Raw genomic sequence first — 26,493 nt, 5'->3', positions numbered from 1 at the left:
CCGGTCCTCATATTTCTGTTTTGACGCGTTTTCGAGCGGGCCGGAAATCCGCCTCGCTCGAAAACGCTATGGCTTTAAGTAAACGGGGGTCTGATGGGTATACAGGTCTATGGGTTCTGGCGGTCGATTGCTTCGTTTCGCGTCAGGGTCGCGCTGAGGCTCAAGGGCTTGCCGTTTGAGGAAATCCCGATCGACATCCTGTCCGGCGAGCAATTCGAGCCGGGCTATGAGGCCGTCAATGTCGAGCGCGTGGTGCCGACCTTCATCCATGACGGACACTCCGTATTCCAGTCGCTGGCCATCCTCGAATATCTCGATGAGATCCACCCCGAGCCGCGGCTGATTCCGGAGGATGCGAAGGAGCGGGCCTATGCGCGTTCGCTGGCGCTGATGACGATCGCCGATTCGCATCCGCTGGTGGTGCCGCGTGTTCGCAATCATCTCGCCCGGGCCTTCGGCGCCGACGCGAAGGCGATCGAAGCCTGGGGCGAGCATTGGACCACCGAAGGGCTTGCGACCTATGAGCGGCTGTTGGCCCGCCGCCCGGCGGCGCCTTTCGCGTTGGGCGCAAAGCCCGGCCTTGCCGATATCTGCATCGCGGGCCAGGTGGTGGGCGCGCACTTCCTCAAACTCGGGCTGGCGCCTTTTCCGGCGGTCGCCGCCCTGGCCGACCGCTGCTTTGCGCTGCCGGCGTTTGCCACATCGCATCCATTCGAGCAGCCCGGCTTCAAGACGGCGAGCGCACACCACTGACGATGAGTGGCGCTTGGTATCTCCGATGTCAGGAGACATCGGAGAGGCCGGCTATTCGCTCGATCCGGGTGCGGCAATAATCGTCTTCTTCAACACTTCGAACACCGACGCCGTATCCTGGTCGCCCAGCCCCATCGCCATCGCCTCGGTGTAGACCGGCTGGGTCAGCGTAAACATCGGCGTCTCGCAGCCGACGTCGTCGGCGAATTCGGCGATGATCGCCATGTCCTTTTTCCAGGTCGAGACTTTCATGGTCGCAGGCTCGTAGACGCGCTTCACCATCATCGGCGCGCGCATCTGGAACATGCGCGAGCCGCCGGCGCCCGGGCCGACCAGATCGACCACCATTTGCGGATCGAGCCCGGCGCGTTCCGCCAGCACCATCGCTTCGGCGGTGGCGACATTGTGGATCGCAACCAGATGATTGGCGACGAATTTCATCCGGCTGCCATTGCCGAAAGCGCCGAGATCGGCGCTTTGCTTGGCGAAGTCGGCGAACAAGCCCGCGCATTGTGAAATCGCCTGGCTGTCGCCGCTGGCATAGACCACGAGATCGCGCAGCCTGGCCTGCGCGCCGGTGCCGCTCAACGGGCAGTCCAGCGCGATGTGGCCGGCTTGCTTCAGGATGTCTTCGAAGCGAAGCTTGTCGGCCAGAGCGAGCGTGCTGAGTTCGACCACGATCCGCGGCTTCTGCGCGGAAGCAGCGATGCTTTGCGCGACCTCCATGACCGCGGCCGGTGTCGGCAGGCTCGTCATGATGATGGGCGCGTCGCGGGCAATATGGGCGACATCATCGGCGATCATGACGCCAGCTTTCGAAAGCTCCGCCCGCCGCGCGGCATCGATATCGAAGCCGATCACCCGCCATCCGCGTTCGACCAGGTTGGGCGCAATCGCGCTTCCCATGATGCCGAGGCCAATGATTCCAACGGTCTTGCTCATCAACATCTCCGTGGAGCAGGGGAACGGCTGCGATCCAAACCGGGCCGCGCCTTGAATAACTAGTGATCAAGCGATAAACAAGGGCAAGGTCGCGTCAGTTGGCTACGTTGCAGTGCAATGCAAAATGTTTTCAAGGGAGGCGAGCGATGAAGGTTACCGGCTTCAACCATCTGTCGATCGGCACCAGGGACCTTGCCGAGTCGGTCAGGTTTTACGAGACCGTGCTGGGCATGGAGGTCATCCCAAGCTACAATTTCGGTTTCAAGACCAAATATCTCCGCTGCGGCGATCTTCAGTTGCACCTCTTCGAACTTGAAGACCGCGTTCCGGTCTATCAGCATTTTGCCGTCGACGTGGATGACTTCCATGCTGCCTATGACGCCGCCAAGGCGATCGGCGCCCTGGATTCGAAAGCGTTCCGCAATCCGGTGAACGAACTTCCGGACGGCTGCGTGCAAATGTATTTGCGTGACCCCGACGGCAATTTGATCGAGATCGACTGGCCGGATGTCGAAACCCTCGACCGCTCGCGCATTCCCGAGATGAAACTACTGACGGAGTTCGCCGAGCAGGATTCGGAAGGGCTTGCCGCCTCGCTCTATCTGGATCGGCCGCATCTCAAGCGCGCGCGGCAGCGGGCAGGATAGCGAGGACGCATGGCAAGCGTCGATCGCAAGTCCTCCGCGACGGATGGAGACGACGGCGCCTATGCCGCGATGATCGCGCGAGCGGAAGCGCTGATTCCAAAGCTGCGCGATCGCGCGGCGCGGACCGAGGAATTGCGGCGTCTGCCGCCGGAGACCGAGCGCGACCTGCATGATGCCGGCCTGTTCCGGGTCGTGCAGCCGAAGCGGGTGGGCGGCTCCGAATTCGATTATGTCGCGCTGGTCGATTGCGCCGACGCGCTCGGGCAGGGCGACGCATCGGTGGCGTGGAATTTCGCCAATCTGGCCAGCCATCACTGGATGCTGGGCATGTTCGACAAGCGCGCCCAGGACGAAGTCTGGAACAGGGACGTCAACGCGCTGATCGCGTCTTCGTTCATCTTCCCCGCCGGACGCGCCCGCAAGGTCGATGGCGGCTATGTGTTGAGCGGGAGCTGGCCGTTCTCGTCGGGCGTCGAGTCCTGCGAATGGAACATGCTCGCCAGCGTGGTCTCCTCGGATGACGAAGCCGACGGGATCGAATACCGGATTTTCCTGCTCAACAAGCGTGACTACAAGGTGAACGATACCTGGATCGCGGCCGGACTGCGCGGCACCGGATCCAACGATGTCGAAGTCGAGGACGCCTTCGTCGCGGAGCATATGTCGGTCGCGGCGAGCGACCTCGCCGGCGGCCCGACGCCGGGAAGCACGGTCAATCCCAACGCGCTTTATGCGCTGCCGGTATTTTCGCTGTTTCCCTATGTGCTGTCCGGGGTGGCGCTGGGCAACGCGCAGGCCTGCCTCGACGACTATGTCGAGATCGCGCGGCATCGCGCCTCGACCTATAACCGCGCCAAGGTCGGCGACATGCAGATCACGCAGATCAAGATCGCGGAAGCCTCCGCCAAGGTCGACGCCGCGCGGCTCGTGATGCGCTCGAACTGCATCGCGGCGATGGCGGACGCGCGGCGCAATCACATTCCTCACATGGCGGCGAAGACGCGGCTGCGGCGCGATGGTGCCTTCTCGGTCAATCTTTGCACCGAAGCGGTTTCGCTTCTGTTCGCGGCGAGCGGCGCGCGTAGCCTGTTCATCTCGGGCGCGCTGCAACGCCAGTTCCGCGACGCGCACGCGATCAACGCTCATTTGGCTTTCAATTTTGATGCGGCCGGCACCAATTACGGCCGCGTTGCCCTTGGCCTGCCATCGGAAAACCTGACACTTTGAGAAACACGGGATGACCGACGCACCCAAGCATCCAGCACATCCGGATCCGGCCGCTGAACTGGCGAGCGATAATTCGCCGATCGATCCCCGTGATTTTCGCAACGCGCTCGGCACCTTTGCCACCGGCGTCACCATCATTACGGCTGCTACCGCCGACGGAAAGCCTTACGGGCTGACCTGCAACTCGTTTGCTTCGGTGTCGCTCAATCCGCCGCTGCTGCTCTGGAGCCTGGGGATGTTTTCGCAAGGCGTCGGCATATTCCAGAACGCCAGCCATTTCGCCGTCAACGTCCTCGGCGCTTCGCAGCAGGCGCTTTCGAACAAGTTCGCAAAATCGTCGGAGGACAAGTTCGCGGGCGTCGAATGGACGCCGGGGCTCGGCAACGCGCCGATCATCGCCGGCTGCGTGGCGAACTTCCAGTGCCGCGCGGCCGACCGGTACTATGGCGGCGACCACATCATCTTTCTCGGCGCGGTGGAAGCCTATGCGTATAACCGGCAGGAGCCGCTGTTGTTCGTGCGCGGCGGCTATGGGCGATTTATCCCGCCTGACGGCGTTGCCGGATCCGACAGGTCGTCATGAGCAGGAAGGCCCTGCCCAAGGGTGGGCGTACCAAGCAGAAGCGGCTTTCCCCGGACGACCGCCGCAAGGAATTCGTCGCCAAGGCGACCGAATTCTTTTCCGAAGAGGGATTTGGCGGCGCCACCCGCGATCTCGCGCGCCGGCTTGGCGTCACCCAGCCGCTGCTCTACCGCTATTTCCCAAGCAAGGACGACCTCATCAAGGAAGTCTATCGCACGGTCTATCTCGAGCCGTTCGATACCGCCTGGGACAGGCTGCTGGCCGACCGTTCCCGTCCGCTTCGCAGCCGGCTCAAGGAATTCTACAGCGCCTACACCAAGGTCATCTTCACGCGTAAATGGCTCCGTATTTATTTCTATTCGGGCCTGAAGGGGCTCGATATCAACCGCTGGTATGTCGGCATGGTCGGGGACACGATCCTGACCCGTATCGTCAGAGAATGCTGGCATGAAGCGGGACGTCCGGCGCGGGGTAAACCGACGGCAGCCGAACTGGAAATGGCGTGGGTATTCCACAGCGGCATTTTCTATTACGGCGTTCGCAAATACATCTACGAATCGCCGGTGCTCGAAGACAAGGAGCAGATGATCAGCGATGCCGTGGATGCCTTTCTGGCCGGCTTCCAGCAGGTGTTTGCCGCCGCCGCCACGCAACGAACGCCGGAGAAACTGCCAGTATAGGCTGCTGACGTGCAGCCGTCTCCGGCTACAGTTTCGCCATTTCCGCGCGATACCAGTCGCCGATCTCGCTCGCCGTCATCAGCGCGACGCCGTCATGGCCGATGACGTAGTCGAGCAGCGCTTCCAGATATTTGATGCGATGCGGGACGCCGGTGATGTAGGGATGGATCGAGATCGCCATGATCCGCGCATTGGTGGAGCCTTCGAGGTAGAGCCGGTCGAACTGGTCGGTGCAGCGTTTCAAAAATTGTTCGGACGGAAGATGTTGCAGCGCGTGGATGACGATGTCGTTGGTTTCGACCGAATAGGGAACGGTGGTGATCACGCCGTGCGGCGTCGCGATGTCCTGCGGCAGGTCGTCGATCACCCAGTCGGCCAGATATTCGATGCCGTTGAGGCGCAACAGATCGATGGTCTCCTCGGTCTCGGTCAGGCCGGGGCTTTCCCATGACCGCGGCGGCCGGCCGGCGAATTTCGCGATGGTGTCGACCGCCCGCTTGATCGCATCGGCCTGGTTTTCCAATTTGTGCATCGGGCCCTGCAGAAAGCCGTGGCCCATGAACTCGAAGCCGGCTTCGCGCGCGGCGGAGGCGACGCGCGGGTAGGAGTTGCAGACATTGCCGTTGATCGCCAGCGTCACCGGCATGTTGCGATCGGTCAGCGCCTTGAGCTGCCGCCAGAAGCCGGCGCGCATGCCGTATTCGTGCCAGGACCAGTTGGGCACATCCGGCAGCATCGGCTGGCCCATCGGCGGGCTCAGCACGGTTCGCGGCATCGCGTTCTCGATCCGCCACTCTTCGACATTGAGAATGACCCATACGGCCAGTTTCTTGCCGCCCGGCAATCGGAGCCTGGGCCGGTCGATTTGCGCCTGGTAGGGAATGCGATCGCTAAGAGCCACGTCAAAACCTTTTAATGTCAAAAACTTCTCGAATGGCCGCGGACTATTCCGCGGCGGTGGACCGTTTCGCCGCGCCTGCATTGACCCGCGGCAGGACCTTTTCTGCCATCAGGATCATCGACTGGCGAGCGAGTTCGGGATCTTTCCAGTCCTTGCCGGCATAGAGCAGCGTGCCGAAGCTGCCGACCTCGTCCTGGAAAGCCAGTAACTGGTCGGCAACGCTATCGGGCGTTCCGTAAATGATCAATCGGTCACAGACATTCTCAAGGGTCACTTCTTCGTCGGGCTGGTCGCGGCGGGTCTTGAACAGTTCGATCCGTCCGTTCTTCTTCAGCTTGGTGTATAGCGAGCGGTAGTAATAGACATAGGGGCCGTTCGGGTCGGTGGCGTAGGCCTTGGCCGTCGCGGCGTCCTTGGCGACAAAAACGCTCTTGGCGACGCGCCAGTTCGCAGGGTCGGCCGCGCGCCCGCCGCGCTTGCAGCCTTCGGCATATCTCGGCCAATGGCTTTTCACCCAGGCCGGCATCAGGAAATTGGCGGAGATGGGATTCCAGCCGCGGGCGGCGGCTTCCTCGACGCCCTTCGAGAACGGCGCGACCGCGGTCACGACGATGGGCGGATGCGGCCGCTGCAACGGCTTTGCGATATAGCCCTGGCCGACCTCCGCCATCAGCGTTTTCTGCGTCGAGAGGTTCCAGTATTTGCCTTCGATATTGTAGGGCGCTTCGCCGGACCAGATCGCCAGCACCTGGTTGATCGCTTCGAGAAACATCTCGTTGCGATTGGCCGCGAGGTTGCCGAACATCTCCGCATCCGACAGCAGCCCGCCGGGACTGATGCCGAAAATCAGCCGTCCGTCGAGCATGTGATCGAGCATCGCCATCGAGGCCGCGACCGTGGCCGGATGGGTATTCGGCATGTTGAGGGTGCCGGTCCCCAGCCTGATCTGTTTGGTGGCCGCTGCCACCCAGGCCAGAAACGCGATCGAGGAGGTGATGTTCTCGGCTCTGTCGGTAACGTGTTCCCCGACATAAGCCTCGGTGAAGCCAAGCTCGTCGGCCAGCACGAAGGCTTCGCGGTCCTCCTTGAGGGACTTGCGCCAATCCTTCTCAAGCGGATGGATCGGCATCGTAAAGAAACCCAGTTTCATGAGTTGGTCCTCCCTGGGCCGTTTTTTGCCGCGGATTGCACCGCGCGCGTTTTCGTTACCATGACATGTCCGAAAGTCGAATATATCTCAAATAATCGTTCGATAAACAAACTTGACCTTTAAGAGTCCCCGTCTTCTAATCAAAAGAAACACGCCTGAAATTGGCCGGGGAGGTTACGTCGGATGAAAGCCTCGGCTTTCAGCTACGCACGCGCAACCAGCGTTGCAAACGCGCTGGATTTGCTCGCCGCGCATGGCGACAGCGCGAAGGTGCTTTCGGGCGGCCAAAGCCTGATGCCCGCGATGAACCTCCGTTTGATAAATCCGGAACTGCTGGTCGATATCGGCGATCTTGCCGAGCTCAGGGGCATAGTGCTGCGAGGCGATGTGCTCAGGATCGGCGCGCTGACGCGTCATGTGGATCTGTTGCAGTCGCCCGAGATTGCGGCGCATGCGCCGCTGTTGACGGAAGCGATCGGCCATGTCGCGCATCCCGCGATCCGCAACAGGGGGACGATCGGCGGCAGCCTGGCCCATGCTGATCCGGCTTCCGAACTGCCGGCCTGCATGCTGGCGTTGAAGGCAACCATCATTGTTCGCGGTCAGCCCGGTGAGCGGCGCATCGCGGCGGGAGATTTTTTCACCGGGATTTACGAGACGGCGCTGTCGCCGCAGGAACTATTGGTCGCCGTCGAAGTCCCGGTCGCGCGGAAAGACTCTACCCATTTCTTTCACGAATTTGCACGGCGGCACGGCGACTATGCCATCGTCGGCGCGGCGGCGCAGGCGGTCGTGCGAGACGGCGTGTTCGCCGATTTGCGTATCGCCTTCTTTGCGGTCGGTGACCGTCCGCTGCTGGCGAAGGTGGCCGCGAGACTGGTCGATGTCGCGATCACACCTGTAATCTTGGCTGAGGCCTCGGCGGCGCTCGGCGAAGAACTTGATCCGCAGGAGGATCAGCAGGCGTCCGCCGCGATGCGGCGGCATCTGGCCGGGGTGCTTCTGGTGCGCGGCGTTTCCGCGCTGCTCGGCCGTCCGGATTTGAGCGGAGCGCCGGCGTGACAATGGAGGCGCCCATCGTGCTGGTGCCGATCTCGCTCCAGGTCAATGGCGAGCCCGTCGAGGCGCAAGTGCTGCCGCGACTCAACCTTGCGGATTTCTTGCGCGAACATCTGAGCCTGACGGGAACGCATGTCGGTTGCGAGCATGGCGTCTGCGGCGCCTGCACGGTGCGCGTCAATGGCGACATCGTGCGTTCCTGCCTGATGCTGGCGGTGCAAACCCATCGCGCCTCGGTCGAAACCATCGAGGGCTTATCTGACTCCGGCGAGATCGCCGATTTGCAGGCCTCCTTCCGCCAGCGCAACGCCTTGCAATGCGGCTACTGCACGCCGGGAATGCTGATGACCGCGCAGGACCTGTTGAAGCAGCATCCGGAAGCCGGCCGCGAGCAGATCCGCGAGCATCTTTCTGGAAATTACTGCCGCTGCACCGGCTATCAGGCCATTGTCGATGCGGTCGAAGCCACGGCGCGTACACGCATGGAACGCCCATCATGACGACGGCGGCAACGCATTCCGAACGCCTCTCGGTGCTGGACCGGCCAAATTCCTATATCGGCAAGACGGTGCCGCGGCCGAACATCGAGCGGCTGGTGCAGGGGCGCGGGCTATATGTCAGCGACATGGTGCTGCCGCGCATGGTGCAGGTGGTGTATCTGCGCTCGCCTCATGCCCATGCCAGGATCATCGAGATCGATACTGTCGCAGCCAAGCAGGTTCCCGGCGTCATCGCGGTGGTAACGGGCAAGGAGTTGTCGGCCGTCATCACGCCCTGGGTCGGCGTGCTCTCGCACATGAAGGGCCTCAAATCGGCGCCGCAGCACGCGATCGCGATCGACCATGTCTGCTGGCAGGGCGAGGCGGTCGCCGCGATCGTCGCGACCAGCCGCGCGGTGGCCGAGGACGCCGCTGAACTGGTTGCGGTCGAATATGAAGAGCTGGAGGCGGTGACGGATATGCGCACCGCGCTCGACCCGGGCACCCCGGTCATTCACGCCTCGCTTGGCGACAATCTCGCCTTCGAGCGCCATCTCGACGCCGGCGCCGTCGATCAGGCCTTCGCCGGGTCCGACGAAGTGGTGGAGGCGGATTTCGTCTTTGGACGGCACACCGGCGTCACGCTGGAGCCGCGCGCGGTGGTCGCCGACTGGAGCGCCGCCGAGGCGCGGCTGACAATCTATCAGGGCACCCAGGCGCCGCATATGGTGCAGAACATCGCGGCGCTGCATCTCGGGCTTCAGGATTCGCAGGTTCGTGTGGTCTGCAAGGATGTCGGCGGCTCGTTCGGCATCAAGGTCCATGTCTATGCCGACGAGATGGCGACCTACGCCTTGTCGAAACTGCTGCGCCGGCCGGTCAAGTATGTCGCGGACAGGGTCGAGAGCTTCAACACCGACATTCACGCCCGCGATCACCTTTGCAGGGGCCGGATCGGGGTCAAGCGCGACGGCACCATCACGGCGTTCGAGATCGACGATCTCACCGGCATCGGCCCCTATTCGATGTATCCGCGCACCAGCGCGATCGAGGCCAATCAGGTCGTCAACCTCGTCGGCGGCCCTTACGTCGCCAAGAACTATCGCGCGCGGACCCGCGTCGTGTTCCAGAACAAAAACGTCATGTGCCAGTACCGCGGCGTCGGTCATCCGGTGGCGTGCTCGGTGACGGAAGGGCTGGTCGATCTGGCGGCCGCTAAAATCGGCATGGACCCGGTTGAGATCCGCCGCCGCAACCTGGTTCCCGATGACGCCTATCCCTGTGCTTCGCCCTCGGGCCTGAAGTTCGAGCTATTGTCGCATCACGCCGCGCTCAACAGACTGATGGCGATGATGGATTACGATGGCTTGCGTGCCGAGCAGGCGGCATTACGCAAGAAGAACATTCACCGCGGCATCGGCATTGCGAGCTTCATCGAGATCACCAATCCGAGCGCGGCATTTTACGGCGTCGGCGGCGCGCGGATCTCGTCGCAGGACGGCGTCGCGGTGCGGATGGATGCGACGGGCGCGGCGATCTGCCAGACCAGCATCACCGAGCAGGGGCAGGGATCGGAATCGCTCACCGCGCAGATCGTCGGCAGCGTGCTCGGTGTTCCGATGGAGCGCGTCCGCGTCATTCTCGGCGATACCGACAACACGCCCTATGGCGGCGGCACCTGGGCCTCGCGCGGCGCCGGAATCGGCGGCGAGGCCGCGCTTCAGGCCGCCAAGGCGCTGCGCAGTAATATCCTCGACGTTGCGGCCGCCATCCTGCAATCGACGCCGGCCGAACTCGATATCGTCAACAATGCGATCGTCAATGCAGGCGACGGATCGACGCGCATCGAATTGAGCGAACTGGCGCGGATCGTCTATTTCCGTCCCGACACGCTGCCGCCGGGCATTCAGCCCGAACTGATGGCCACGCGCCATTTCGTGCCGCGCGACTATCCCTTCGCCTTCACCAACGGCATTCAGGCCTCGTGGCTTGAAGTCGATACCGATACCGGCTTTGTCAAGCTGCTTAAGCACTGGGTGGTGGAGGATTGCGGCACCATCATCAACCCGCAACTGGTCGACGAGCAGATCAGGGGCGGCGTCGTCCAGGGTCTGGGCGCTGCGCTGTTCGAGAAATGTATTTACGACGAGCGCGGCCAGCTCACCAATGCCAATATGGCCGATTATCTGGTGCCGATGTCCGGCGAGATGCCGGATATAGACATCGGTCACGTGGTGTCGCCGACTGCCGAGACCGAATTGGGGGCGAAGGGCGCAGGCGAGGCCGGCACCGCCGGAGCCGCTGCTGCGGTCGCGAACGCCGTAAACGATGCATTGAGGCCGTTCGGCGCCACGATCACCGAAATTCCATTGACGCCGCAGACGATCCTGACCGCGCTGCGGCGAATTTGAGCAAGGACGCCGCCGACAAGATCGATTATAACAAACAAAATCATAAAATACCCAGGGAGGACAACATGGCACGAAGCATCACCGCATTCGGATCGATTTCCCGCCGCCGTCTTCTGACAACGGTTAGCGCGGGAGCCGCACTCGCCGCCTCGACGTTTCGCATCAACCTTGTGCAGGCGGAAGAAGCCACCATCAAGATCGGCTTTCCGGTGCCGCTGACCGGGCCCTACGGCACCGAGGCCCAGGATCAGGTGCGGGCCGCGCAGTTGGCGATTGCCGAATTCAACGACGGCGGCGGCCTCAACGGGCGCAAGGCGGAACTGCTGGTGCGAGACGACAAGCTCAATCCCGGCGAGGCGGCGACCCGCACGCTGGAACTGGTCGAGAAGGACAAGGTCAATTTCGTCGTCGGGAGCCTTTCGGCCGCGGTGCAACTCGCGATCAACAACGTGACCAAGGAGCGCGGCGTCATCTTCAACTCGATCAGCCAGTCCGACGCCATCAACGAAGCGGCCGACTTCAGCAAATACACCTTCCACGAAGCATTGAACCCGCACATGACCGCGGGCGCGGTCGGCCGCTACGCCTTTCCGAAATTCGGCAAGAAGGTCGCGTTCCTGACCGCGGATTATGCCTATGGTCACGAAATGGTCCGCGGCTTTCTCGATGTCGGCAAGACCTTCGGCATCGAGAACCTCGGAGATATCCGGCACCCGCTGGGCACCACCGATTACTCGACGCTGTTGCCGCGCATTCAGTCGCTCAAGCCCGACATCCTCTGCATCAGCAATTTCGGACGTGATCAGCAGATCGCGCTGAAGCAGGCGACCGATTTCGGCGTCAAGAAGACCACGCAGATCATCGCGCCGCTGCTCTCGCACGCAAGCCGGGTCGCGGCGGGGCCGCAGGCGTTCGAAGGCGTGATCGGCGGCTGCTCATTCTACTGGGGCCTTGAGGAAAAATTCGCTTCCACCAAGGCCTTCAACGACGCCTTCCGCAAGATGTATGACGGCAAGCTGCCGTCCGACTACGGCGCGCTCGGCTATGGCGGCGTCCGCACCGTGCTCGCGGCCGTCAAGAATGCCGGCAGCACCGACACCGACAGAGTGATCGCGGCGCTGGAAGCGCTGAAATACGATTTCTACAAGGGACCGCAATATTATCGCCAATGCGACCATCAGTCGGTCCAGTCGGTGCTGGTCATCAAGTCGAAGTCGAAGGATCTGCGCAACGAATCCGACGTCTTCGAGATCATCGGCGCCGACGAGCCGAGCGAAGCCAATCTGCGCAGCTGTGAAGAGCTGGGTCACAAGGCCTGATGGGGTCAACGGGTACGCGCCTTCGAGGCGCGTATCGCTCTTTGGGGAGCGCGCATGGACGGTTTGAGCTTTGATCTCATCGCATTGCAGTTGTTTGCCGGCCTTGCGCTCGGCGCGATCTATGTGCTGTTCGCGATCGGTCTATCCTTGATCTTCGGCATGCTGACCGTGGTCAACTTCGCCCACGGGGCATTTTACATGGTCGGCGCCTATGTCGGGGTTTACATCCTGATGCTCGGCGGCAATTTCTGGATTTGCCTGATCGCGGTGCCGCTGGCGGTTGGCCTGATCGGTCTCGTCGTCGAACGCTTCCTGATCCGGCCGCTTTACGGACGGGGGATGGATTATCCGCTGCTGCTGACCTTCGGCCTCAGCTATGTGATGGTCGAACTGGTGCGGATCGCCTTCGGCAAGACCGGCATTCCCTTTGATACGCCCGATATTCTCCAGGGTGCGGTGGACATCGGCGTCGGCTATTTTCCGCTCTATCGGCTGTTCGTGATCGGCGCCGCCGCGGTCGTGCTGCTCGCGCTCTGGCTGTTTCTGGAAAGGACCAGCTTCGGCCTGATTATCCGCGCCGGCGCGCGCGATCCGCAGATCGTTCGCGTGCTTGGCGTCAATGTCGCGCAGGTCTGGTTGATCGTGTTTGGCATCGGGACCGCGATTGCCGGCCTTGCCGGATTATTGGCGGCGCCGCTGCAAGGCGTCATCCCGGAAATGGGCGGCACCATCCTCGCCGAAGCCTTTGTCGTCACCGTCGTCGGCGGCATGGGATCGATCGGCGGTGCGGTGCTGGCGGGGCTTCTGGTCGGTGTCGTCGTCAGCATGACCTCGCTGTTCGCGCCGGAAATGGGCAAGGTGTCGATCTTCGCGCTGATGGCGATCGTCCTGATCGTCCGGCCGCAAGGCTTCTTCGGCCGCGCCGGATTGATGAGTTGAAAATGCAATCCAGCGTGAATGAAATGACCCAGCCATTGCAGCGGCCACAAGCCACGCCGGTGAGCTGGTTCGCGTTTGCCACCACGCACCGTGCCAGTATCGCGGGCCTGGCCGTGCTTGCATTCCCGTTGGTCATGCCGTTCACGGCATTGGCTGCCAACATCCTGATCTACGGCCTCTACGCGCTCGGTTTCAACTTGGTCTACGGCTATCTCGGCCTGCTGTCGTTCGGGCATGCCGCTCTGTTCGGAACCGGCGCTTATCTCTGCGGTATCGCCATCGTGCATTTCGGATTGCCGTGGTATGTCGCCATTGTGCTCGGCATTTGCGGCGGCCTGGTGATGGCGGCCGCGATCGGCGCGCTGGCGATCCGGACCCGCGGCATTTACTTCGCGATGGTCACGATGGCGTTGTCGCAATGCGTCTATTATCTGTTCTATGAGGCGGTCGGCTGGACCGGCGGCGAGAACGGTCTTCGCGGCATCAATGTGCGCGAAATCGACCTGTTCGGACTCAAGCTCGACTTCATCAATCCGCTGATCCGCTATTACGTGATTGCGGCCTTCGTGATCGCGGCTTTTTTCGTGCTGTCGCGGATTCTGGCGTCGCCGTTCGGCGCCGTGATCGAAGCGGTGCGCGAGAACGAGGCGCGGGCGCGAGCCTCGGGATATGACGTCACCGCGACGCGCCTGATCACCTTCATCCTGTCCGGCGGGTTTTGCGGGCTGGCCGGCGCGTTGCAGGCGCTGCACTGGTCGATCGTACCGATCGAGATCCTGCACTACGACACTTCGGGAATCGTGGTGATGATCGCGCTGCTCGGCGGCATGGGGACGTTCTTCGGGCCGATGATCGGCGCGGCGGTGTTTCTGCTGCTAGAGAACATAGTTTCGCTGTGGACCGAACACTGGCAGCTCGTCGTCGGCGCCATCTTCATGATCTGCGTGCTGTTCTTCCCGGCCGGCATCTGGGGGACGCTGATTCGGCGGGCCAAGCATGACTGAATCCAGCGAGCAGCGGCAGGTGATCCTGCGCACCAGGGGGGTGGGCAAGATATTCGGCAAATTCGTCGCGCTGAACAACATCTCGGCGGAATTTCCCGAAGGCGCGATCACCTCGATCATCGGCCCCAACGGGGCAGGGAAGAGCACCTATTTTAATCTCTTGTCCGGCGCGCTGCGGCCGACCAGCGGCCGCGTCGAGTTCGAAGGCCGCGACGTCACCGGGTTGCCGCAGCATCGCTTCGCGCATATGGGCGTCGCGAAATCGTTCCAGATCACCAATGTCTTTCCGCAACTGACCACGCGCGAGAACGTCCGGGTTGGACTTCAGGCGCTGGTGTCGCGTTACGACATCTGGCGGCCGCGGGCGCGGCTGCGCGAATTGACCGAGCAGGCCGACGAATTGCTGGCGCTGGTCGGCTTGTGGGAGTCGCGCGGACGAACGGCGAAGACGCTGGCGCATGGCGAACAGCGGGCGCTCGAGATCGGGATGGCGCTGGCGAGCCGGCCGCGGTTGTTGCTGCTGGATGAGCCGACCGCCGGCATGAGCCCGGAAGAAACCCGCACCATGATGGATCTGATCGTCAAGCTCGCCAGCGAGCGCACGGTCATCCTGGTCGAGCACAAGATGAAGCTGGTGCTCGGGATCAGCGACCGCATCCTGGTTCTGCATCACGGCGAGTTGCTGGCGGAAGGCACGCCGTCCGAGGTGCGCCGGAACGAGGCGGTGAAGCGGGTCTATCTTGGCCAGCGGGAGCACTGAGCGGATGCTTCGGATCAGCCAATTGAACGCCTGGTATAGCGCCAGCCATGTGTTGCAGGACATTTCCATCGAAGTCGCCAAGGGCGAGATCGTATGCCTGATCGGGCGCAACGGCGCCGGCAAGACCACGACGCTGAAATCGGTGATGGGTCTGTTGGACAAGACGCGCGGCTCGGTCCTGTTCAAGGGCCGCGAGCTCATGGGGCAGCCGGCGCATACGCGCTTTGCCCTGGGGCTGGCCTATGTGCCGGAGGAGCGGCGCATCGTGCAGGGGCTGTCGGTGCGGGAAAATCTCAGGCTCGGCCTGGTGGCTTCGCCGCAAAAGAAGCGGGAGGCGGAACTGATCGACGGCATCGCCCGGATTTTCCCGCGGCTCGCCGAGCGGCTGGACCAGGAAGCCGTCACCATGTCCGGCGGCGAACAGCAGATGCTGGCGATCGCACGCGCCATGATCTCAAAGCCCGATCTCATCATGCTCGATGAGCCCTCGGAGGGGATCATGCCGGTGCTGGTCGACGAGATGTTCGAGCTGTTCCGTGCCATGAAGGCGGAGGGAACGACCGTGCTGCTGGTTGAGCAGAATGTCGAACTGGCGCTGGATATCGCCGACCGCGCCTATGTGCTGGATCAGGGCACCGTCGTACACCAGGCTTCGGCACGGGAATTGCTAGCAGATAGCGAGATCAAGGAACGTTACTGCTCGGTGTGAGCAACGTGTCGGGTACTCGCAAGTTCGAGCGGCAAATCAGGCCCTGTCTGGCACGTTGTCACGTTTGAGCCTTGCCCAAAGGGATGCTCATTCTTGGCGAATTTCTGGGCCCGGAAGTCGACGGCGGAACTGGCGAACGAAGCGGCGTGTGGCGGGGGCGATGGCGACGTCCATCTTCCTCATCGCTCGTTGTCCGCGCTCAATCTGGTCGGGCTTGGCGTCGGCGGCATCATCGGCGCTGGCATTTTTGTGCTGACCGGGCATGCCGCCGCGGCCAATGCAGGGCCGGCGGTGACGCTGTCCTTTCTGCTTGGCGCGGTTTCCTGCGCCTTCGCCGGCCTGTGCTACGCGGAATTGTCCTCGACGATTCCGATCAGCGGCAGCGCCTATAGTTATGCCTATGCGACGCTGGGCGAGCTTGTGGCGTGGATCATCGGCTGGGACCTGATCCTCGAATACGCGCTTGGCGCGGTCACCGTCGCCATCGGCTGGTCCGGCTATGTCGTGAGTTTCGTCAGGGATCTGGGGCTCGCTCTGCCCGAGCGGTTCGTATCGTCGCCGCTGGCCTTCGACGCCGCCCGGCACGGTTGGTCCTCGACCGGCGCAGTCCTGAACGTGCCGGCCATGCTGGTGATCGTCTTGATGACGGCGCTGCTGGTGATCGGCATCCGGGAGTCGGCAAGGTTCAACGGCCTGATCGTTGTCGTGAAGCTGATTGTCATCGCGCTCTTCATCGTCTGCGCGGCGCCGGCGTTCAACGCGGCGAACTGGGTGACGCCGAGCAATCCGGACGGCGCCTTCATTCCCCCCAATGCCGGGGTCGGCATGTTCGGCTGGTCCGGCGTGCTGCGCGGCGCGGCGGTGGTGTTCTTTGCCTATATCGGGTTCGATGCCGTCGCGGCCGCCGCGCAGGAGGCCAAGGTGCCGATGCGCGATATGCCGATCGGCATTCTGGGCTCGCTGGCCATCTGCACGGTGCTCTATATCGCGGTCGGACTGATCCTGACAGGCATCGTGCCGTTCGACCGGCTCAACGTTCCGGATCCGATCGCGGTCGGGATCGACGCCGCGGGCGTCGGCTGGCTTTCTCCGCTCATCAAGCTCGGCATCGTGTTCGGGCTGACCTCGGTCATTCTGGTGATGCTGCTTGCGCAGCCGCGGATCCTTCGCGCCATGGCGCATGACGGATTGCTGCCGCCCGCGGCCGCAAGGATTCATCCGCGCTTCCGCACGCCCTATGTGGCCACGATCGCGACGGGAATCGTCGCGGCGGTCCTTGCCGGATTGTTGCCGATCGGTTTGGTCGGAGAACTCGTCAGCATCGGAACGCTGTTCGCGTTCACCGTCGTCTCGATCGGGACGCTGGCGTTGCGGATCACCGAGCCGGAAATGGTTCGTCCCTTCAGGGCGCCCGCGATCTGGATCGTCGCGCCTGGCGGTGCGATCGTATCCGTGTTCCTGATGTTCGGCCTGCCGGCGGACACCTGGATCAGGTTAGGCATATGGCTCGCGATCGGCCTGGCGATCTATTTCTGCTACGGCGCCAGACACAGCCGGATCGCCAATCGTTAAGCCGCATGTTGGGCGGAGGCCGCCTTAACGCGCCGCGGCGTTGCTCAGCATTTCGGTCGGCCGGGTCGTGACCACCACCTTGATTGCGTCTTCGATACGCTCGCGGGCATAGCGCAACGCCGTCGGCAGGTCGTCGAGCGCGAATGTATGGGTATGAATCCTGGTGGCGTCGAATTTCTTCTCGGCCATCAGCGCCATCGCCCGCCGGGTCGCGCTCTTGCCTTCGCCGCGGATGCCGTACACGTAGATATTGTTCCTGACGAGATGGGCGATGTCGGTCGTGATCGGCATATGCGGGAAGGCCGCGAGACAAATCTTGCCGCCGCGATTGGTCATGTGGATGGCCTGATCGATGGTGGCTTCGCTGCCGGCGCACTCGACCACGTAGTCCGCGCCGATCCCGCCGGTGAGCTGCTTGACCACGTCGACCGGATTCTCGTTCGAAATATTGATGACGCGGTCGGCGCCCAATTCCTTGCCGATCGCCAGCCGCTTGTCGCGCGTGCCGGTCAGGATGACCGGGCTTGCGCCAAGCGCCTTTGCCACGGCCACGGCAAGCAGGCCGATCGGGCCGGGACCGATCACGACCACGCTTTCGCCGGCGACCAGCCCACCCAGTTCGGTCAGCCCGTACATCGACGTGCCGGCGGTGACGACCAACGTCGCTTCCGGATCGCTCATGGTGTCCGGCACATGCTCCACCGTGTTGATATGATTGACCGCGTATTCGGCGAAGCCGCCGTCCGTCGTAAAGCCGTTGGCGCGATGGCCCTTCTCGGGCCGTCCATAGTTGAGGCATGAGGTGTACATGCCCTGCCGGCAGCGCTTGCACTGGCCGCAACCGGCATGGATTTCCACGCTGACGCGCTGGCCGATCTCGAATTCGTCGACGTCGGGTCCGAGTGCGGCGACCGTGCCCATATATTCGTGGCCGGGCGTGAAGTTCTTGTTGAAGGGCAGGCCGCCCCCGATGCTCGCCGGCGGGCCGCGATGGATGATCTCGAGGTCGGTCGCGCAGATCGCCACCGCGTCGATGCGGACCAGAACTTCGGCGCGCTTCGGCACCGGCGTCGGCTTGTCACGCAGGAAAATCTCGTCCGGGTTTCCCAGCACCCAGGCCTTCATCTGCTCGGGCACGGGAAAATTAGGTGAGGTTTTGACACCGGCTGGATGGTACATGGGCGCGCTCCCTTTTTTCTTGAGCTTAGCCGAAATCCCGGCATTGGCCATCGGCCAATTCGTGGGGCCGGTGATTTGCCAGAGCATGATCCGGAAAAGGGGAAGCCGGTTTTCCGAAAAGATCATGCTCAAACAAAAAGTTAGAGCTGGATGACGATTCGAAGAAAAGTCATCCAGCTCTGGCCGGTTGATCATGAACGAGTTTTGACGTAACAGGCGGCGGTTGGGGCATATCGTCGGCGAATTCCCTCCGGAGGGCTGAGATGCGCAAATGGCTCAAACATGCGGACAGTGATGATCTCACGATGATCGTGTCGGGCTTTGTCGCGATGCTGGCGTTTTGCACATTCGTGCTGGTCTGGTTTCTCGAGACACCGGCGCCGGAATGCGGAAGGAATTGCAGCACGGAATTTTCGTCGGTCAACCGGTAGAGTTGCGGTTCGTCGGATGATTTGATGCTTCGGCCGTACCTCTCGGGAGCCAATACGGTCGTGGAATTGATGAGGCGGGTTTGCGCGTACCAGACGCGATTTCTTGCAAAAGCTTTAAGTTTAAAATATATGGCGGATAGGCTTCGATAGATCCTTATCAGGGAGACGGCGCATGTCCGGATTGCCGCGTTCCGCGCATGCGATCGTCACCGGGGGCGGACGGGGCATCGGCCGTGCGATCGCAGCCACGCTGACGCAGGCGGGCGCGACAGTTACGGTGCTCGGCCGCGATCGCGCCGCGCTGGATGACGCTGTCGCGGCCGGCGCCGCGCGTTTCGCTGATGTCGCCGATGTCACCGACTATGCCTCGGTCGGTGCCGCGATCACGGCGGCCGCGGTGCGGCAACCGATCGATATCCTGATCGCCAACGCGGGAACTGCGGAATCGGCGCCGTTCGCACGGTCCGACGCGGCGTTGTTTCTTCGCATGATGGATGTCAATTTCATGGGCGTGGTCCATACGGTGCAGGCGGCGTTGCCGGCGATGAAGGACCGGCCCTGTGGCCGCGTTGTCGCCATCGCTTCCACCGCCGGTCTCAAGGGCTATGCCTATGTCAGCGCCTACAGCGCCGCGAAACATGCGGTAATTGGCCTGGTGCGTTCGCTGGCGCTGGAACTGGCCAATACCGGCGTGACGGTGAACGCCGTGTGCCCCGGCTTCACGGATACCGATCTGCTGGCCGGCAGCGTCGACGCCATCATGAAGAAAACCGGCCGCAGCCGCGCGCAGGCGGTGGCCGAACTGGCAAAACACAATCCGCAGGGCCGCCTTGTGACACCGTCGGAGGTCGCCGACACCGTGCTGTGGTTGTGCGGCGAAGGCGCCGGCGCGATCACCGGACAGGCCATCGCGGTCGCCGGCGGAGAAATCTGAGCCGCGCGCGGACAACAGGCGAGGGAAATCCCATGAACAGACCAGCCAATCCCGTCACGTTGCCCTTGGCGAATTATTCGCCGAGCCATTTTCAGCTGGCGGTGACGGAAGACGTGGCGACGGTGACGCTCAATCGGCCCGAGCGAAAAAATCCGCTGACCTTCGAAAGCTACCGTGAGCTGACGGATTTCTTTCGCGCCTGCGCGTTCGACGACGACGTCAAGGCGATCGTCGTCACCGGCGCCGGCGGCAATTTTTCTTCCGGCGGCGATGTGTTCGAGATCATCGGCCCGCTGGTGCAGATGGACACCAAAGGCCTTACCGCCTTTACCCGCATGACCGGCGATCTCGTCAAGGCGATGCGAAGCTGTCCGCAGCCGATCGTCGCGGCGGTCGAGGGCATCTGCGCCGGCGCCGGTGCGATTATCGCGATGGCCTCCGACATGCGGCTGGCCGCCACCGGGGCTAAGGTCGCGTTCCTGTTCAACAAGGTCGGGCTCGCCGGCTGCGACATGGGAGCCTGCGCGATCCTGCCCCGTATCATCGGACAGTCGCGCGCGTCGGAACTGCTCTATACCGGCCGCTTCATGACGGCGGAGGAGGGCGAACGCTGGGGCTTCTTCAGCCGCATCGTGGCGCCGGACCATGTGCTGTCGCAGGCCCAGCTTCTCGCCGTACAGATCGCGGAGGGGCCGACCTTCGCCAACACCATGACCAAGCGGATGCTGGCGATGGAATGGGCGATGTCGGTCGAAGAGGCGATCGAGGCGGAAGCCGTCGCGCAGGCGTTGTGCATGACGACGGCGGATTTCACCCGCGCATTCGAGGCGTTTTCGAACAAGGTGAAACCGGCATTTCAGGGTAATTAAGGGCCGTCCTCATGGTGAGGAGCGCGCCTCTTGGCGCGCGTCTCGAACCATGATGAGATGTGTGCTCCATCCTTCGAGACGCCGCGCAGAAGCGCGGCCCCTCAGGATAAGGCCGGTCCGCGAGAGGGCTTGCCGGAAAAATGCTTTATGTTTAAAATAATTGAGAAGGGCCGATAGCAGCTTCCGGAGGCTTTCATGAAGATCGCGATCATCGGCGGCGGCCCGGCCGGCCTCTATTCTGCGATCCTGCTCAAGAAGCAGCGGCCGGACGCGGACATCACGGTCTATGAGCGCAACCGCGCCGATGACACCTTTGGGTTCGGCGTGGTGTTCTCGGATGCGACGCTGGACAATTTCGAGAAATACGATTCCCCAAGCTATCGCCGCATCACCCGGGAATTCGCCTATTGGGACGATATCGCGGTGCATTTCCGCGGCACCATGCACCGCGTCGGCGGTAATGGCTTTTGCGGCTGCTCCCGCCGCAAGCTGCTTCTGATCCTGCAGGAGCGGGCGCGCGAGCTTGGCGTCAACCTGCTGTTCCAGGCCGACATCGATGACGAGGCGCGCTTTGACGACGCCGATCTCGCGGTGCTGGCCGACGGCATCAACAGCCGTTTTCGCGACAAATATCTCGATCACTTCCAACCCGAGGTCGATGTCCGCTCCAACGTCTTTGCCTGGATGGGTTCGACCCGGCCGCTCGACGCCTTCACCTTCATCTTTCAGGAGACCGAGTGGGGCCGGTTCATTGCCCATGCCTATCAGTATGAGGTGGGACACTCGACCTGGATCTTCGAGACCGATCCTGAGACCTTCGCGCGCGCCGGCCTCAAAGACTTGAGCGAGAAGCAGTCCGCCGATCGGATGGCGGAGATTTTCGGCTGGTTCCTCGAAGGGCACAAGCTTCTGACCAATCGCTCGATGTGGCGCAATTTCCCGATGATCCGCAGCAAGCGCTGGGTCAAGGACAACATGGTGCTGCTCGGCGACGCCAAGGCGACCGCGCATTTCTCGATCGGCTCCGGCACCAAGCTCGCGATGGAGGATGCGATCGCGCTTGCGGACGCCATGCATCGTGCGCCGACGATCGAAGCCGCATTGCAGGACTATGAGACGGGCCGCCGCGAGGAGGTGGAGAAGACCCAGCACGCCGCCGATGTGTCGCTGGTCTGGTTCGAGCACGTCGACCGCTTCTGGGATTTTGATCCAGTGCAGTTCGCCTTCGGCGTGATGACGCGCTCCAAGGCCATCACCTACGACAATCTGATGCTGCGGGCGCCTGACTTCGTGGCCGAGGTCGACAAGGCTTTTGCGCGGCAGGTTCGCGACGGTGGTTTCGACGTCGATGTCGAGAAGCCGCTGGCGCCGATGTTCCAGCCGCTGCGGCTGCGCGAGATGACCTTGAAGAATCGCGCGGTGGTGTCGCCGATGTGCATGTACTCGGCCAGGGAAGGCGTTCCGACCGATTTTCATCTGGTGCATTACGGATCGCGCGCGATCGGCGGCGCCGGCCTGATCTTTACCGAAATGACCTGCGTGTCCCGCGATGCGCGCATCACGCCCGGTTGCACCGGGCTGTGGAACGACGAGCAGGAATCCGCGTGGCGCCGCATCGTCGATTTCGTGCATGCCAATTCGGCCGCAAAAATTGGCCTGCAACTCGGCCACGCCGGGCGCAAGGGAGCGACCCGGCTGATGTGGGACGGCATGGACCGTCCGCTCGAGCAGGGCGGCTGGGATGTGGTGTCGGCGTCGCCAATTCCCTATTTCCCCGATAGCCAGGTGCCGCGCGAGATGGACCGCGCCGCGATGGAGACGGTCAAGGCGGCGTTCGTTGCGGCCGCCGAGCGCGGCGAGCGCTGCGGGTTCGATATGCTGGAACTGCATTGCGCCCACGGCTATCTGCTCGCGAGCTTCATCTCGCCGCTGACCAACAAGCGCACGGATGCCTATGGCGGGCCGCTCGAAAACCGCCTGCGCTTTCCGCTCGAAGTGTTCGAGGCGATGCGGGCGGCATGGCCGGTACACAAGCCGATGTCGGTGCGTATTTCCGCGACCGACTGGGCCGAGGGCGGTATTACCGGCGATGACGCCGTGCTGATCGCGGGCGCCTTCGCCGCGGCCGGCGTCGATCTCGTCGATGTCTCGACCGGACAGACGGTGCGTGAGGCCCGGCCGGTCTATGGACGCATGTTCCAGACGCCGTTCTCCGATCAGGTCCGCAACGAAGCGCGGGTGGCGACGATGTGCGTCGGCAACATCACGACAGCGGACCAGATCAACACCATCCTGGCCGCCGGCCGGGCCGATCTGGTGGCGCTCGGCCGTCCGCATCTGGTGGACCCGTCGTTCACGCTGAAGGCGGCGGCTTGGTATGGCGCCTCGGATATTGCCTGCCCACCGCAATATCTGCCGGGCAAGGAACAGATTTTCCGCAACAGCGTGCGCGACCGGCAGGATTACGACGAGTTGAAAATCAAGGCCAAGCCGAAGACTCGGGCGGAGCTGTCGTTGGAAGTGACAAAGCCGCTTGCGGCGGAGTGACCGGCTGTGGTCCAATCGGATCATGATTTGGTGTTGGTTGCGTAAAGCTTTGCGTGGAGACGGGCGATGAAGGCGATTATCGTCGGAGGGGGGATCGGCGGTCTCACCACGGCATTGATGCTGCGGGCCCGCGGCATCGGCTGCGAGCTGTTCGAGCAGGCCGATACGATCCGCGAGCTGGGCGTCGGCATCAATACGCTGCCGCATGCGATCCGCGAACTGGCCGGCCTTGGGCTGCTACAGAAGCTCGACGACGTCGCGATCCGTACCGACGTGCTGTATTATCTCAACCGTCATGGCCAGGAAGTCTGGAAGGAATCGCGCGGCATCGATGCCGGCCATGACGTTCCGCAGTTCTCCATCCATCGCGGCCGGCTGCAAAGCGTGATCCACCGGGCCGTCGAGGAGCGGTTGGGGCGGGAAGCGCTTCACACCGGTTGCCGGCTCGGCGCCTTCACCCAGGACGAAGGCGGCGTCACGGCGTATTTCTTCGATCGCACCGGCGCGCATATCAAGACCGTGCGCGGCGATATCCTGATCGGCGCCGACGGCATTCATTCACGCGTGCGCGAAACCCTGTTTCCGGACGAGGGGCCGCCATGCTGGAACGGATTGATGCTGTGGCGCGGCGCGCGCGATTGGCCGGCCTTCCTGACCGGCCGGTCGATGATCGTCGCCGGCGGCCTGCATGCCAAGGTCGTGGTCTATCCGATCGCGGAAGGATCAAGCCCGGCGAACCGCCTCACCAATTGGGCGGTGCTGGTGAAGGTCGGCGACGGCAATGCACCGCCGCCCCGCCGCGAGGACTGGTCCCGACCCGGCAAGCGCGAAGAACTGATGCCGCATGTCGCCCGCTTCTCGGTGCCGCATGTCGACGTGCCCGGCCTGATTTCGGCAACGTCTGAGTTCTACGAATACCCGACCTGTGACCGCGACCCGCTGCCTTATTGGTCATGCGGCCGCGTGACGCTGCTCGGCGACGCCGCCCATCCGATGTATCCGGTGGGCTCGAATGGCGCGTCGCAGGCCATCCTTGACGCGCGCTGTCTGGCGGATGCGCTGGCGCGTTCCGAGCACCCGCGTCAGGCCTTGGTGGCATATGAGCAGAAGCGATTGCCGATGACGGCGGAGATCGTGCGCTCGAACCGGCGCGGCGGCCCGGAAGGCGTGATCGACGCCGTCGAGCAACTCGCTCCCGACGGTTTCGACAATGTCGAGCATGTCCTGAGCTATCCCCAGCGCGAGGCGATCGTGCGCGGCTATGCCAGCAAGGCGGGTTTTGCGGCGGTGCCGGGGCTCGCGGCGGTGCGGGCGTAAGCACCTGTTCTCGTCGTTGCGTGGAGCCCGCGGATCCTACCTTCGAGCCCCAGGACAAACTCCACGACGAATCAATTCATACTTTCGTCATTCCGGGATGGTGCGTAAGCACCAGACCCGGAATCTCGAGATTCTCCGATGTGCAATTGCACATCGTAGTTCGCATCTTCGATGCGCCCCGGAATGACAGAGTTGGGATGAACCCTCCTCACGCCCCCGGAGGCGGCGGCAGGAAGTGGATATTGTATTCCGCGGCCATCGCCACGACGTCCTCGGGCTTCTGCTCCTTCATGTTATGCAGGCCCCAGAACAGATCGTACAGCTTTTGGGTCGGAGACACCCAGAACAGCACCTTTGCGGTCTGGTCGGATTTGTTGAAGATGCCGTGAGGCACGCCCATCGCGAGCCGGATCAGATCGCCGGGCGTCGCCTGGGCTTCCGAGCCGGCGAACATGAAATCGAGCTTTCCTTCCAGCATGTAGAGATATTCGTCCTGGTCGGGATGGATGTGCGGCGGCACGAAAGTGCCGGGCGGCAGCGTCGCGTGCCAGGAGAAGGAGTGCTCGGTGCAGGTTTTCGGCACATAGGTCTGGCCGAGGATGTTCCAGGAAATGCCCTGCATGCCCTCGTTGGCGCGTATGATGCCGGTGATCTCGCTTTTCATCGCCTTGTTCCTTCCTCCGTCGTTGTCCGCGTCGGTATCGAACGCCGTGGGACTCGTTTCAATCGCGGCTTTGTTTCAATCGAGTCTTGTTTCAATTGCCCGGCACGCAATCCTTGGCATAGCGGTCGCCGTCATTCTCGAACACCTTCTGGACGATCTCGGTCTGGAATTTTCCATCCGGGCGTTTTGCAACCTTGGTCAGATAGAAATCCTGAATCGGATAGCCGTTGGTGTTGAATTTGAAGCCGCCGCGCAGCGAAGTGAAGTCGGCTTTCTTCAGGGCCGCAGCCACCGCGTCTTTATTGGAGAGGTCGCCTTTCACCGCCCGGACGGCGCTGTCGATCAGCATCGCCGCGTCGTAGGCCTGGAAGGCGTAGGTGGCAGGCACGCTGCTATAGGCGGCCTCATAGGCCGCGACGAATTTCTTGTTTTGTGGATTGTCGAGATCGGGCGCCCAATTCGCGCCGCCGAACATGCCGATCGCCGCATCCTGTTGCGCGGGCAGGGTCGATTCATCAACCGTAAACGCCGAGAGGAACGGGATGCGGTCGGCGAGTCCGGCCTGCCTGTACTGCTTCACCAGGCTGACGCCCATGCCGCCCGGCATGAAGGTGAACACGGCGTCAGGATTGAGCGAGGCGATCTTGGAGAGTTCGACCTGGAAGTCCAGCGTCCCCAGCGGGATGTAGCTTTCCTCGACAATTTCGCCTTTGTAATCGAGCTTGAATCCGGCAACCGAATCCTTGCCGGCCTGATAGTTCGGGACCAGCACGTAGACGCGCTTGTAGCCGCGATCCTGCGCGACCTTGCCGAGGACCTCGTGAACCTGATCGTTCTGGTAGGAGGTCACGAAGAAAAACGGGCTGCAATTCGCGCCGGCATAGCTCGACGGTCCGGCGTTCGGGCTGATCAGGAACGTTCCGGAATCCAGCACCGGCTTGTGAATCGCCTGCAGGATATTGGAGAAGATCGGTCCGACCACGAAATCGACCTTGTCCCGTTCGAGCAGGCCCTTGACCTTGGTCACCGCGGCGTCCGGCTTGAGTTCGTCGTCGACCGCGATGACCTCGACATCGCGGCCCGCCATCTTGCCGCCGAGATCCTTGACCGCGAGCATGAGGCCGTCGCGCGCCTGCTGTCCCAGCACCGCCGCCGGTCCCGACAACGTCACGATGACGCCGATTTTGACCTTTTCTTGTGCAAAAGCATGCCCGGACGCGGCGCCCAGCAAAACCGCCAGCCCCGCCAACCTGAATAGCTGTTTCATGATCGCTCCGTTCATTGTCGGCTTGGGCGGTCTGATCCGGCTCCTTGAAACCTCCGGGATCAGCCGCCACCTCCGAGGAAAGCTCTTGCCGCGTGTCAAGGCGCGGCAACGGCAAAAGACCGGAACCAACATGCAAACGGCGCGCCAATT

Annotated in this window: 25 protein-coding genes; 19 read left to right on the top strand and 6 right to left on the bottom strand. The window is 62.7% G+C overall.

The features are described from left to right. Positions 1–93 precede the first annotated feature (93 nt). Positions 94–753: a maleylacetoacetate isomerase gene (maiA, locus tag HB630_RS08005; protein WP_213771537.1), complete on the top strand. Its 660-nt coding sequence runs from the start codon at positions 94–96 to the stop codon at positions 751–753. Between the two features lie 51 nt (positions 754–804). On the opposite strand, the gene HB630_RS08000 is transcribed toward maiA, so the two are convergent. After that, positions 805–1,695: an NAD(P)-dependent oxidoreductase gene (locus tag HB630_RS08000; protein ID WP_213771536.1), complete on the bottom strand. Its 891-nt coding sequence runs from the start codon at positions 1,693–1,695 to the stop codon at positions 805–807. 146 nt (positions 1,696–1,841) lie between these two features. On the opposite strand from HB630_RS08000, the gene HB630_RS07995 reads away from it, so the two are divergent. Genes HB630_RS07995 through HB630_RS07980 form a run of 4 tightly spaced genes read left to right on the top strand, consistent with a single transcriptional unit; the run spans position 1,842 to position 4,832 of the window. Further along, positions 1,842–2,342 (top strand): VOC family protein, encoded by a 501-nt coding sequence (locus tag HB630_RS07995; protein WP_213771535.1) that lies wholly within the window; start codon positions 1,842–1,844, stop codon positions 2,340–2,342. Between the two features lie 9 nt (positions 2,343–2,351). Further along, a complete protein-coding gene (locus tag HB630_RS07990; RefSeq protein ID WP_213771534.1) occupies positions 2,352–3,569 on the top strand; it encodes an acyl-CoA dehydrogenase family protein in 1,218 nt (405 codons plus the stop codon). A gap of 10 nt (positions 3,570–3,579) precedes the next feature. Then, positions 3,580–4,152 (top strand): flavin reductase family protein, encoded by a 573-nt coding sequence (locus tag HB630_RS07985; protein ID WP_213771532.1) that lies wholly within the window; start codon positions 3,580–3,582, stop codon positions 4,150–4,152. Continuing rightward, positions 4,149–4,832 carry a TetR/AcrR family transcriptional regulator gene (locus HB630_RS07980; RefSeq protein ID WP_213771530.1) on the top strand — a complete coding sequence of 228 codons (684 nt, stop codon included), beginning with the start codon at positions 4,149–4,151 and terminating at the stop codon, positions 4,830–4,832. The genes HB630_RS07985 and HB630_RS07980 overlap by 4 nt, the downstream gene beginning before the upstream one ends. Positions 4,833–4,857: 25 nt before the next feature. On the opposite strand, the gene HB630_RS07975 is transcribed toward HB630_RS07980, so the two are convergent. Continuing rightward, entirely contained in the window at positions 4,858–5,733 is an 876-nt protein-coding gene (locus HB630_RS07975; protein WP_213771527.1) for a polysaccharide deacetylase family protein, read from the bottom strand. A 43-nt stretch (positions 5,734–5,776) separates the two neighbouring features. Beyond that, a complete protein-coding gene (locus HB630_RS07970) occupies positions 5,777–6,883 on the bottom strand; it encodes an LLM class flavin-dependent oxidoreductase (protein ID WP_213771525.1) in 1,107 nt (368 codons plus the stop codon). A gap of 183 nt (positions 6,884–7,066) precedes the next feature. Here HB630_RS07970 and HB630_RS07965 point away from each other — a divergent pair, with 183 nt between their 5' ends. The 9 genes from HB630_RS07965 to HB630_RS07925 all read left to right on the top strand — a co-directional run bounded on the left by HB630_RS07965 (position 7,067) and on the right by HB630_RS07925 (position 17,135). Further along, positions 7,067–7,945 (top strand): xanthine dehydrogenase family protein subunit M, encoded by an 879-nt coding sequence (locus HB630_RS07965; RefSeq protein WP_213771524.1) that lies wholly within the window; start codon positions 7,067–7,069, stop codon positions 7,943–7,945. A gap of 2 nt (positions 7,946–7,947) precedes the next feature. Then, complete coding sequence (locus HB630_RS07960; protein ID WP_213771910.1) at positions 7,948–8,442, top strand: (2Fe-2S)-binding protein; 495 nt, start codon at positions 7,948–7,950, stop codon at positions 8,440–8,442. Beyond that, the gene (locus HB630_RS07955; protein WP_213771522.1) at positions 8,439–10,832 is read left to right on the top strand and encodes a xanthine dehydrogenase family protein molybdopterin-binding subunit; all 2,394 of its coding nucleotides are present in this window, start codon (positions 8,439–8,441) and stop codon (positions 10,830–10,832) included. Before HB630_RS07960 ends, HB630_RS07955 begins: the two co-directional genes overlap by 4 nt. Before the next feature lie 65 nt (positions 10,833–10,897). Beyond that, positions 10,898–12,151, top strand: a complete 1,254-nt coding sequence (locus HB630_RS07950) for an ABC transporter substrate-binding protein (RefSeq protein ID WP_213771520.1) — start codon at positions 10,898–10,900, stop codon at positions 12,149–12,151. Positions 12,152–12,205: 54 nt separating this feature from the next. Further along, positions 12,206–13,090 (top strand): branched-chain amino acid ABC transporter permease, encoded by an 885-nt coding sequence (locus tag HB630_RS07945; RefSeq protein ID WP_213771518.1) that lies wholly within the window; start codon positions 12,206–12,208, stop codon positions 13,088–13,090. 14 nt (positions 13,091–13,104) lie between these two features. Next, a complete protein-coding gene (locus HB630_RS07940; protein ID WP_213771909.1) occupies positions 13,105–14,094 on the top strand; it encodes a branched-chain amino acid ABC transporter permease in 990 nt (329 codons plus the stop codon). Then, on the top strand, positions 14,087–14,854 hold the full coding sequence (locus HB630_RS07935) for an ABC transporter ATP-binding protein (RefSeq protein WP_213771516.1): 768 nt from the start codon (positions 14,087–14,089) through the stop codon (positions 14,852–14,854). Before HB630_RS07940 ends, HB630_RS07935 begins: the two co-directional genes overlap by 8 nt. A 4-nt stretch (positions 14,855–14,858) precedes the next feature. Beyond that, positions 14,859–15,563, top strand: a complete 705-nt coding sequence (locus HB630_RS07930; RefSeq protein WP_213771514.1) for an ABC transporter ATP-binding protein — start codon at positions 14,859–14,861, stop codon at positions 15,561–15,563. Positions 15,564–15,656: 93 nt separating this feature from the next. Then, positions 15,657–17,135: an amino acid permease gene (locus HB630_RS07925; protein WP_213771512.1), complete on the top strand. Its 1,479-nt coding sequence runs from the start codon at positions 15,657–15,659 to the stop codon at positions 17,133–17,135. A gap of 24 nt (positions 17,136–17,159) precedes the next feature. On the opposite strand, the gene HB630_RS07920 is transcribed toward HB630_RS07925, so the two are convergent. Then, positions 17,160–18,314: a zinc-binding dehydrogenase gene (locus HB630_RS07920; protein ID WP_213771510.1), complete on the bottom strand. Its 1,155-nt coding sequence runs from the start codon at positions 18,312–18,314 to the stop codon at positions 17,160–17,162. Positions 18,315–18,577: 263 nt separating this feature from the next. Between HB630_RS07920 and HB630_RS07915 the strand changes: the two genes are divergently transcribed. From HB630_RS07915 to HB630_RS07895, 5 genes are all read left to right on the top strand, one after another. Then, positions 18,578–18,745 carry a hypothetical protein gene (locus HB630_RS07915; protein ID WP_213771508.1) on the top strand — a complete coding sequence of 56 codons (168 nt, stop codon included), beginning with the start codon at positions 18,578–18,580 and terminating at the stop codon, positions 18,743–18,745. A 172-nt stretch (positions 18,746–18,917) separates the two neighbouring features. After that, the gene (locus tag HB630_RS07910) at positions 18,918–19,679 is read left to right on the top strand and encodes an SDR family oxidoreductase (protein WP_213771506.1); all 762 of its coding nucleotides are present in this window, start codon (positions 18,918–18,920) and stop codon (positions 19,677–19,679) included. A 32-nt stretch (positions 19,680–19,711) separates the two neighbouring features. Beyond that, the gene (locus tag HB630_RS07905) at positions 19,712–20,548 is read left to right on the top strand and encodes an enoyl-CoA hydratase family protein (RefSeq protein WP_213771504.1); all 837 of its coding nucleotides are present in this window, start codon (positions 19,712–19,714) and stop codon (positions 20,546–20,548) included. A gap of 195 nt (positions 20,549–20,743) precedes the next feature. Next, on the top strand, positions 20,744–23,095 hold the full coding sequence (locus HB630_RS07900; protein ID WP_213771502.1) for a bifunctional salicylyl-CoA 5-hydroxylase/oxidoreductase: 2,352 nt from the start codon (positions 20,744–20,746) through the stop codon (positions 23,093–23,095). A gap of 66 nt (positions 23,096–23,161) precedes the next feature. Beyond that, positions 23,162–24,412, top strand: coding sequence for a flavin-dependent oxidoreductase (locus HB630_RS07895; RefSeq protein WP_213771500.1), 1,251 nt, complete (start codon positions 23,162–23,164; stop codon positions 24,410–24,412). Between the two features lie 208 nt (positions 24,413–24,620). On the opposite strand, the gene HB630_RS07890 is transcribed toward HB630_RS07895, so the two are convergent. Next, positions 24,621–25,076, bottom strand: coding sequence for a cupin domain-containing protein (locus HB630_RS07890; protein ID WP_213771498.1), 456 nt, complete (start codon positions 25,074–25,076; stop codon positions 24,621–24,623). Between the two features lie 91 nt (positions 25,077–25,167). Further along, positions 25,168–26,343, bottom strand: coding sequence for an ABC transporter substrate-binding protein (locus tag HB630_RS07885; RefSeq protein ID WP_213771496.1), 1,176 nt, complete (start codon positions 26,341–26,343; stop codon positions 25,168–25,170). Positions 26,344–26,493 lie beyond the last annotated feature (150 nt).

The organism is Bradyrhizobium sp. dw_78, assembly GCF_018449525.1.
Classification (GTDB): Bacteria; Pseudomonadota; Alphaproteobacteria; order Rhizobiales; family Xanthobacteraceae; genus Bradyrhizobium.
This window is presented reverse-complemented; position numbering and strand designations above follow the sequence as displayed.

Bases quoted from the DNA above. Each gene is read 5' to 3' on its own strand.
- maiA (WP_213771537.1), top strand. From the start codon at position 94: ATGGGTATACAGGTCTATGGGTTCTGGCGGTCGATTGCTTCGTTTCGC.
- HB630_RS08000 (WP_213771536.1), bottom strand. From the start codon at position 1,695: ATGAGCAAGACCGTTGGAATCATTGGCCTCGGCATCATGGGAAGCGCG.
- HB630_RS07995 (WP_213771535.1), top strand. From the start codon at position 1,842: ATGAAGGTTACCGGCTTCAACCATCTGTCGATCGGCACCAGGGACCTT.
- HB630_RS07990 (WP_213771534.1), top strand. From the start codon at position 2,352: ATGGCAAGCGTCGATCGCAAGTCCTCCGCGACGGATGGAGACGACGGC.
- HB630_RS07985 (WP_213771532.1), top strand. From the start codon at position 3,580: ATGACCGACGCACCCAAGCATCCAGCACATCCGGATCCGGCCGCTGAA.
- HB630_RS07980 (WP_213771530.1), top strand. From the start codon at position 4,149: ATGAGCAGGAAGGCCCTGCCCAAGGGTGGGCGTACCAAGCAGAAGCGG.
- HB630_RS07970 (WP_213771525.1), bottom strand. From the start codon at position 6,883: ATGAAACTGGGTTTCTTTACGATGCCGATCCATCCGCTTGAGAAGGAT.
- HB630_RS07965 (WP_213771524.1), top strand. From the start codon at position 7,067: ATGAAAGCCTCGGCTTTCAGCTACGCACGCGCAACCAGCGTTGCAAAC.
- HB630_RS07960 (WP_213771910.1), top strand. From the start codon at position 7,948: ATGGAGGCGCCCATCGTGCTGGTGCCGATCTCGCTCCAGGTCAATGGC.
- HB630_RS07955 (WP_213771522.1), top strand. From the start codon at position 8,439: ATGACGACGGCGGCAACGCATTCCGAACGCCTCTCGGTGCTGGACCGG.
- HB630_RS07950 (WP_213771520.1), top strand. From the start codon at position 10,898: ATGGCACGAAGCATCACCGCATTCGGATCGATTTCCCGCCGCCGTCTT.
- HB630_RS07945 (WP_213771518.1), top strand. From the start codon at position 12,206: ATGGACGGTTTGAGCTTTGATCTCATCGCATTGCAGTTGTTTGCCGGC.
- HB630_RS07935 (WP_213771516.1), top strand. From the start codon at position 14,087: ATGACTGAATCCAGCGAGCAGCGGCAGGTGATCCTGCGCACCAGGGGG.
- HB630_RS07930 (WP_213771514.1), top strand. From the start codon at position 14,859: ATGCTTCGGATCAGCCAATTGAACGCCTGGTATAGCGCCAGCCATGTG.
- HB630_RS07920 (WP_213771510.1), bottom strand. From the start codon at position 18,314: ATGTACCATCCAGCCGGTGTCAAAACCTCACCTAATTTTCCCGTGCCC.
- HB630_RS07915 (WP_213771508.1), top strand. From the start codon at position 18,578: ATGCGCAAATGGCTCAAACATGCGGACAGTGATGATCTCACGATGATC.
- HB630_RS07910 (WP_213771506.1), top strand. From the start codon at position 18,918: ATGTCCGGATTGCCGCGTTCCGCGCATGCGATCGTCACCGGGGGCGGA.
- HB630_RS07905 (WP_213771504.1), top strand. From the start codon at position 19,712: ATGAACAGACCAGCCAATCCCGTCACGTTGCCCTTGGCGAATTATTCG.
- HB630_RS07900 (WP_213771502.1), top strand. From the start codon at position 20,744: ATGAAGATCGCGATCATCGGCGGCGGCCCGGCCGGCCTCTATTCTGCG.
- HB630_RS07895 (WP_213771500.1), top strand. From the start codon at position 23,162: ATGAAGGCGATTATCGTCGGAGGGGGGATCGGCGGTCTCACCACGGCA.
- HB630_RS07890 (WP_213771498.1), bottom strand. From the start codon at position 25,076: ATGAAAAGCGAGATCACCGGCATCATACGCGCCAACGAGGGCATGCAG.
- HB630_RS07885 (WP_213771496.1), bottom strand. From the start codon at position 26,343: ATGAAACAGCTATTCAGGTTGGCGGGGCTGGCGGTTTTGCTGGGCGCC.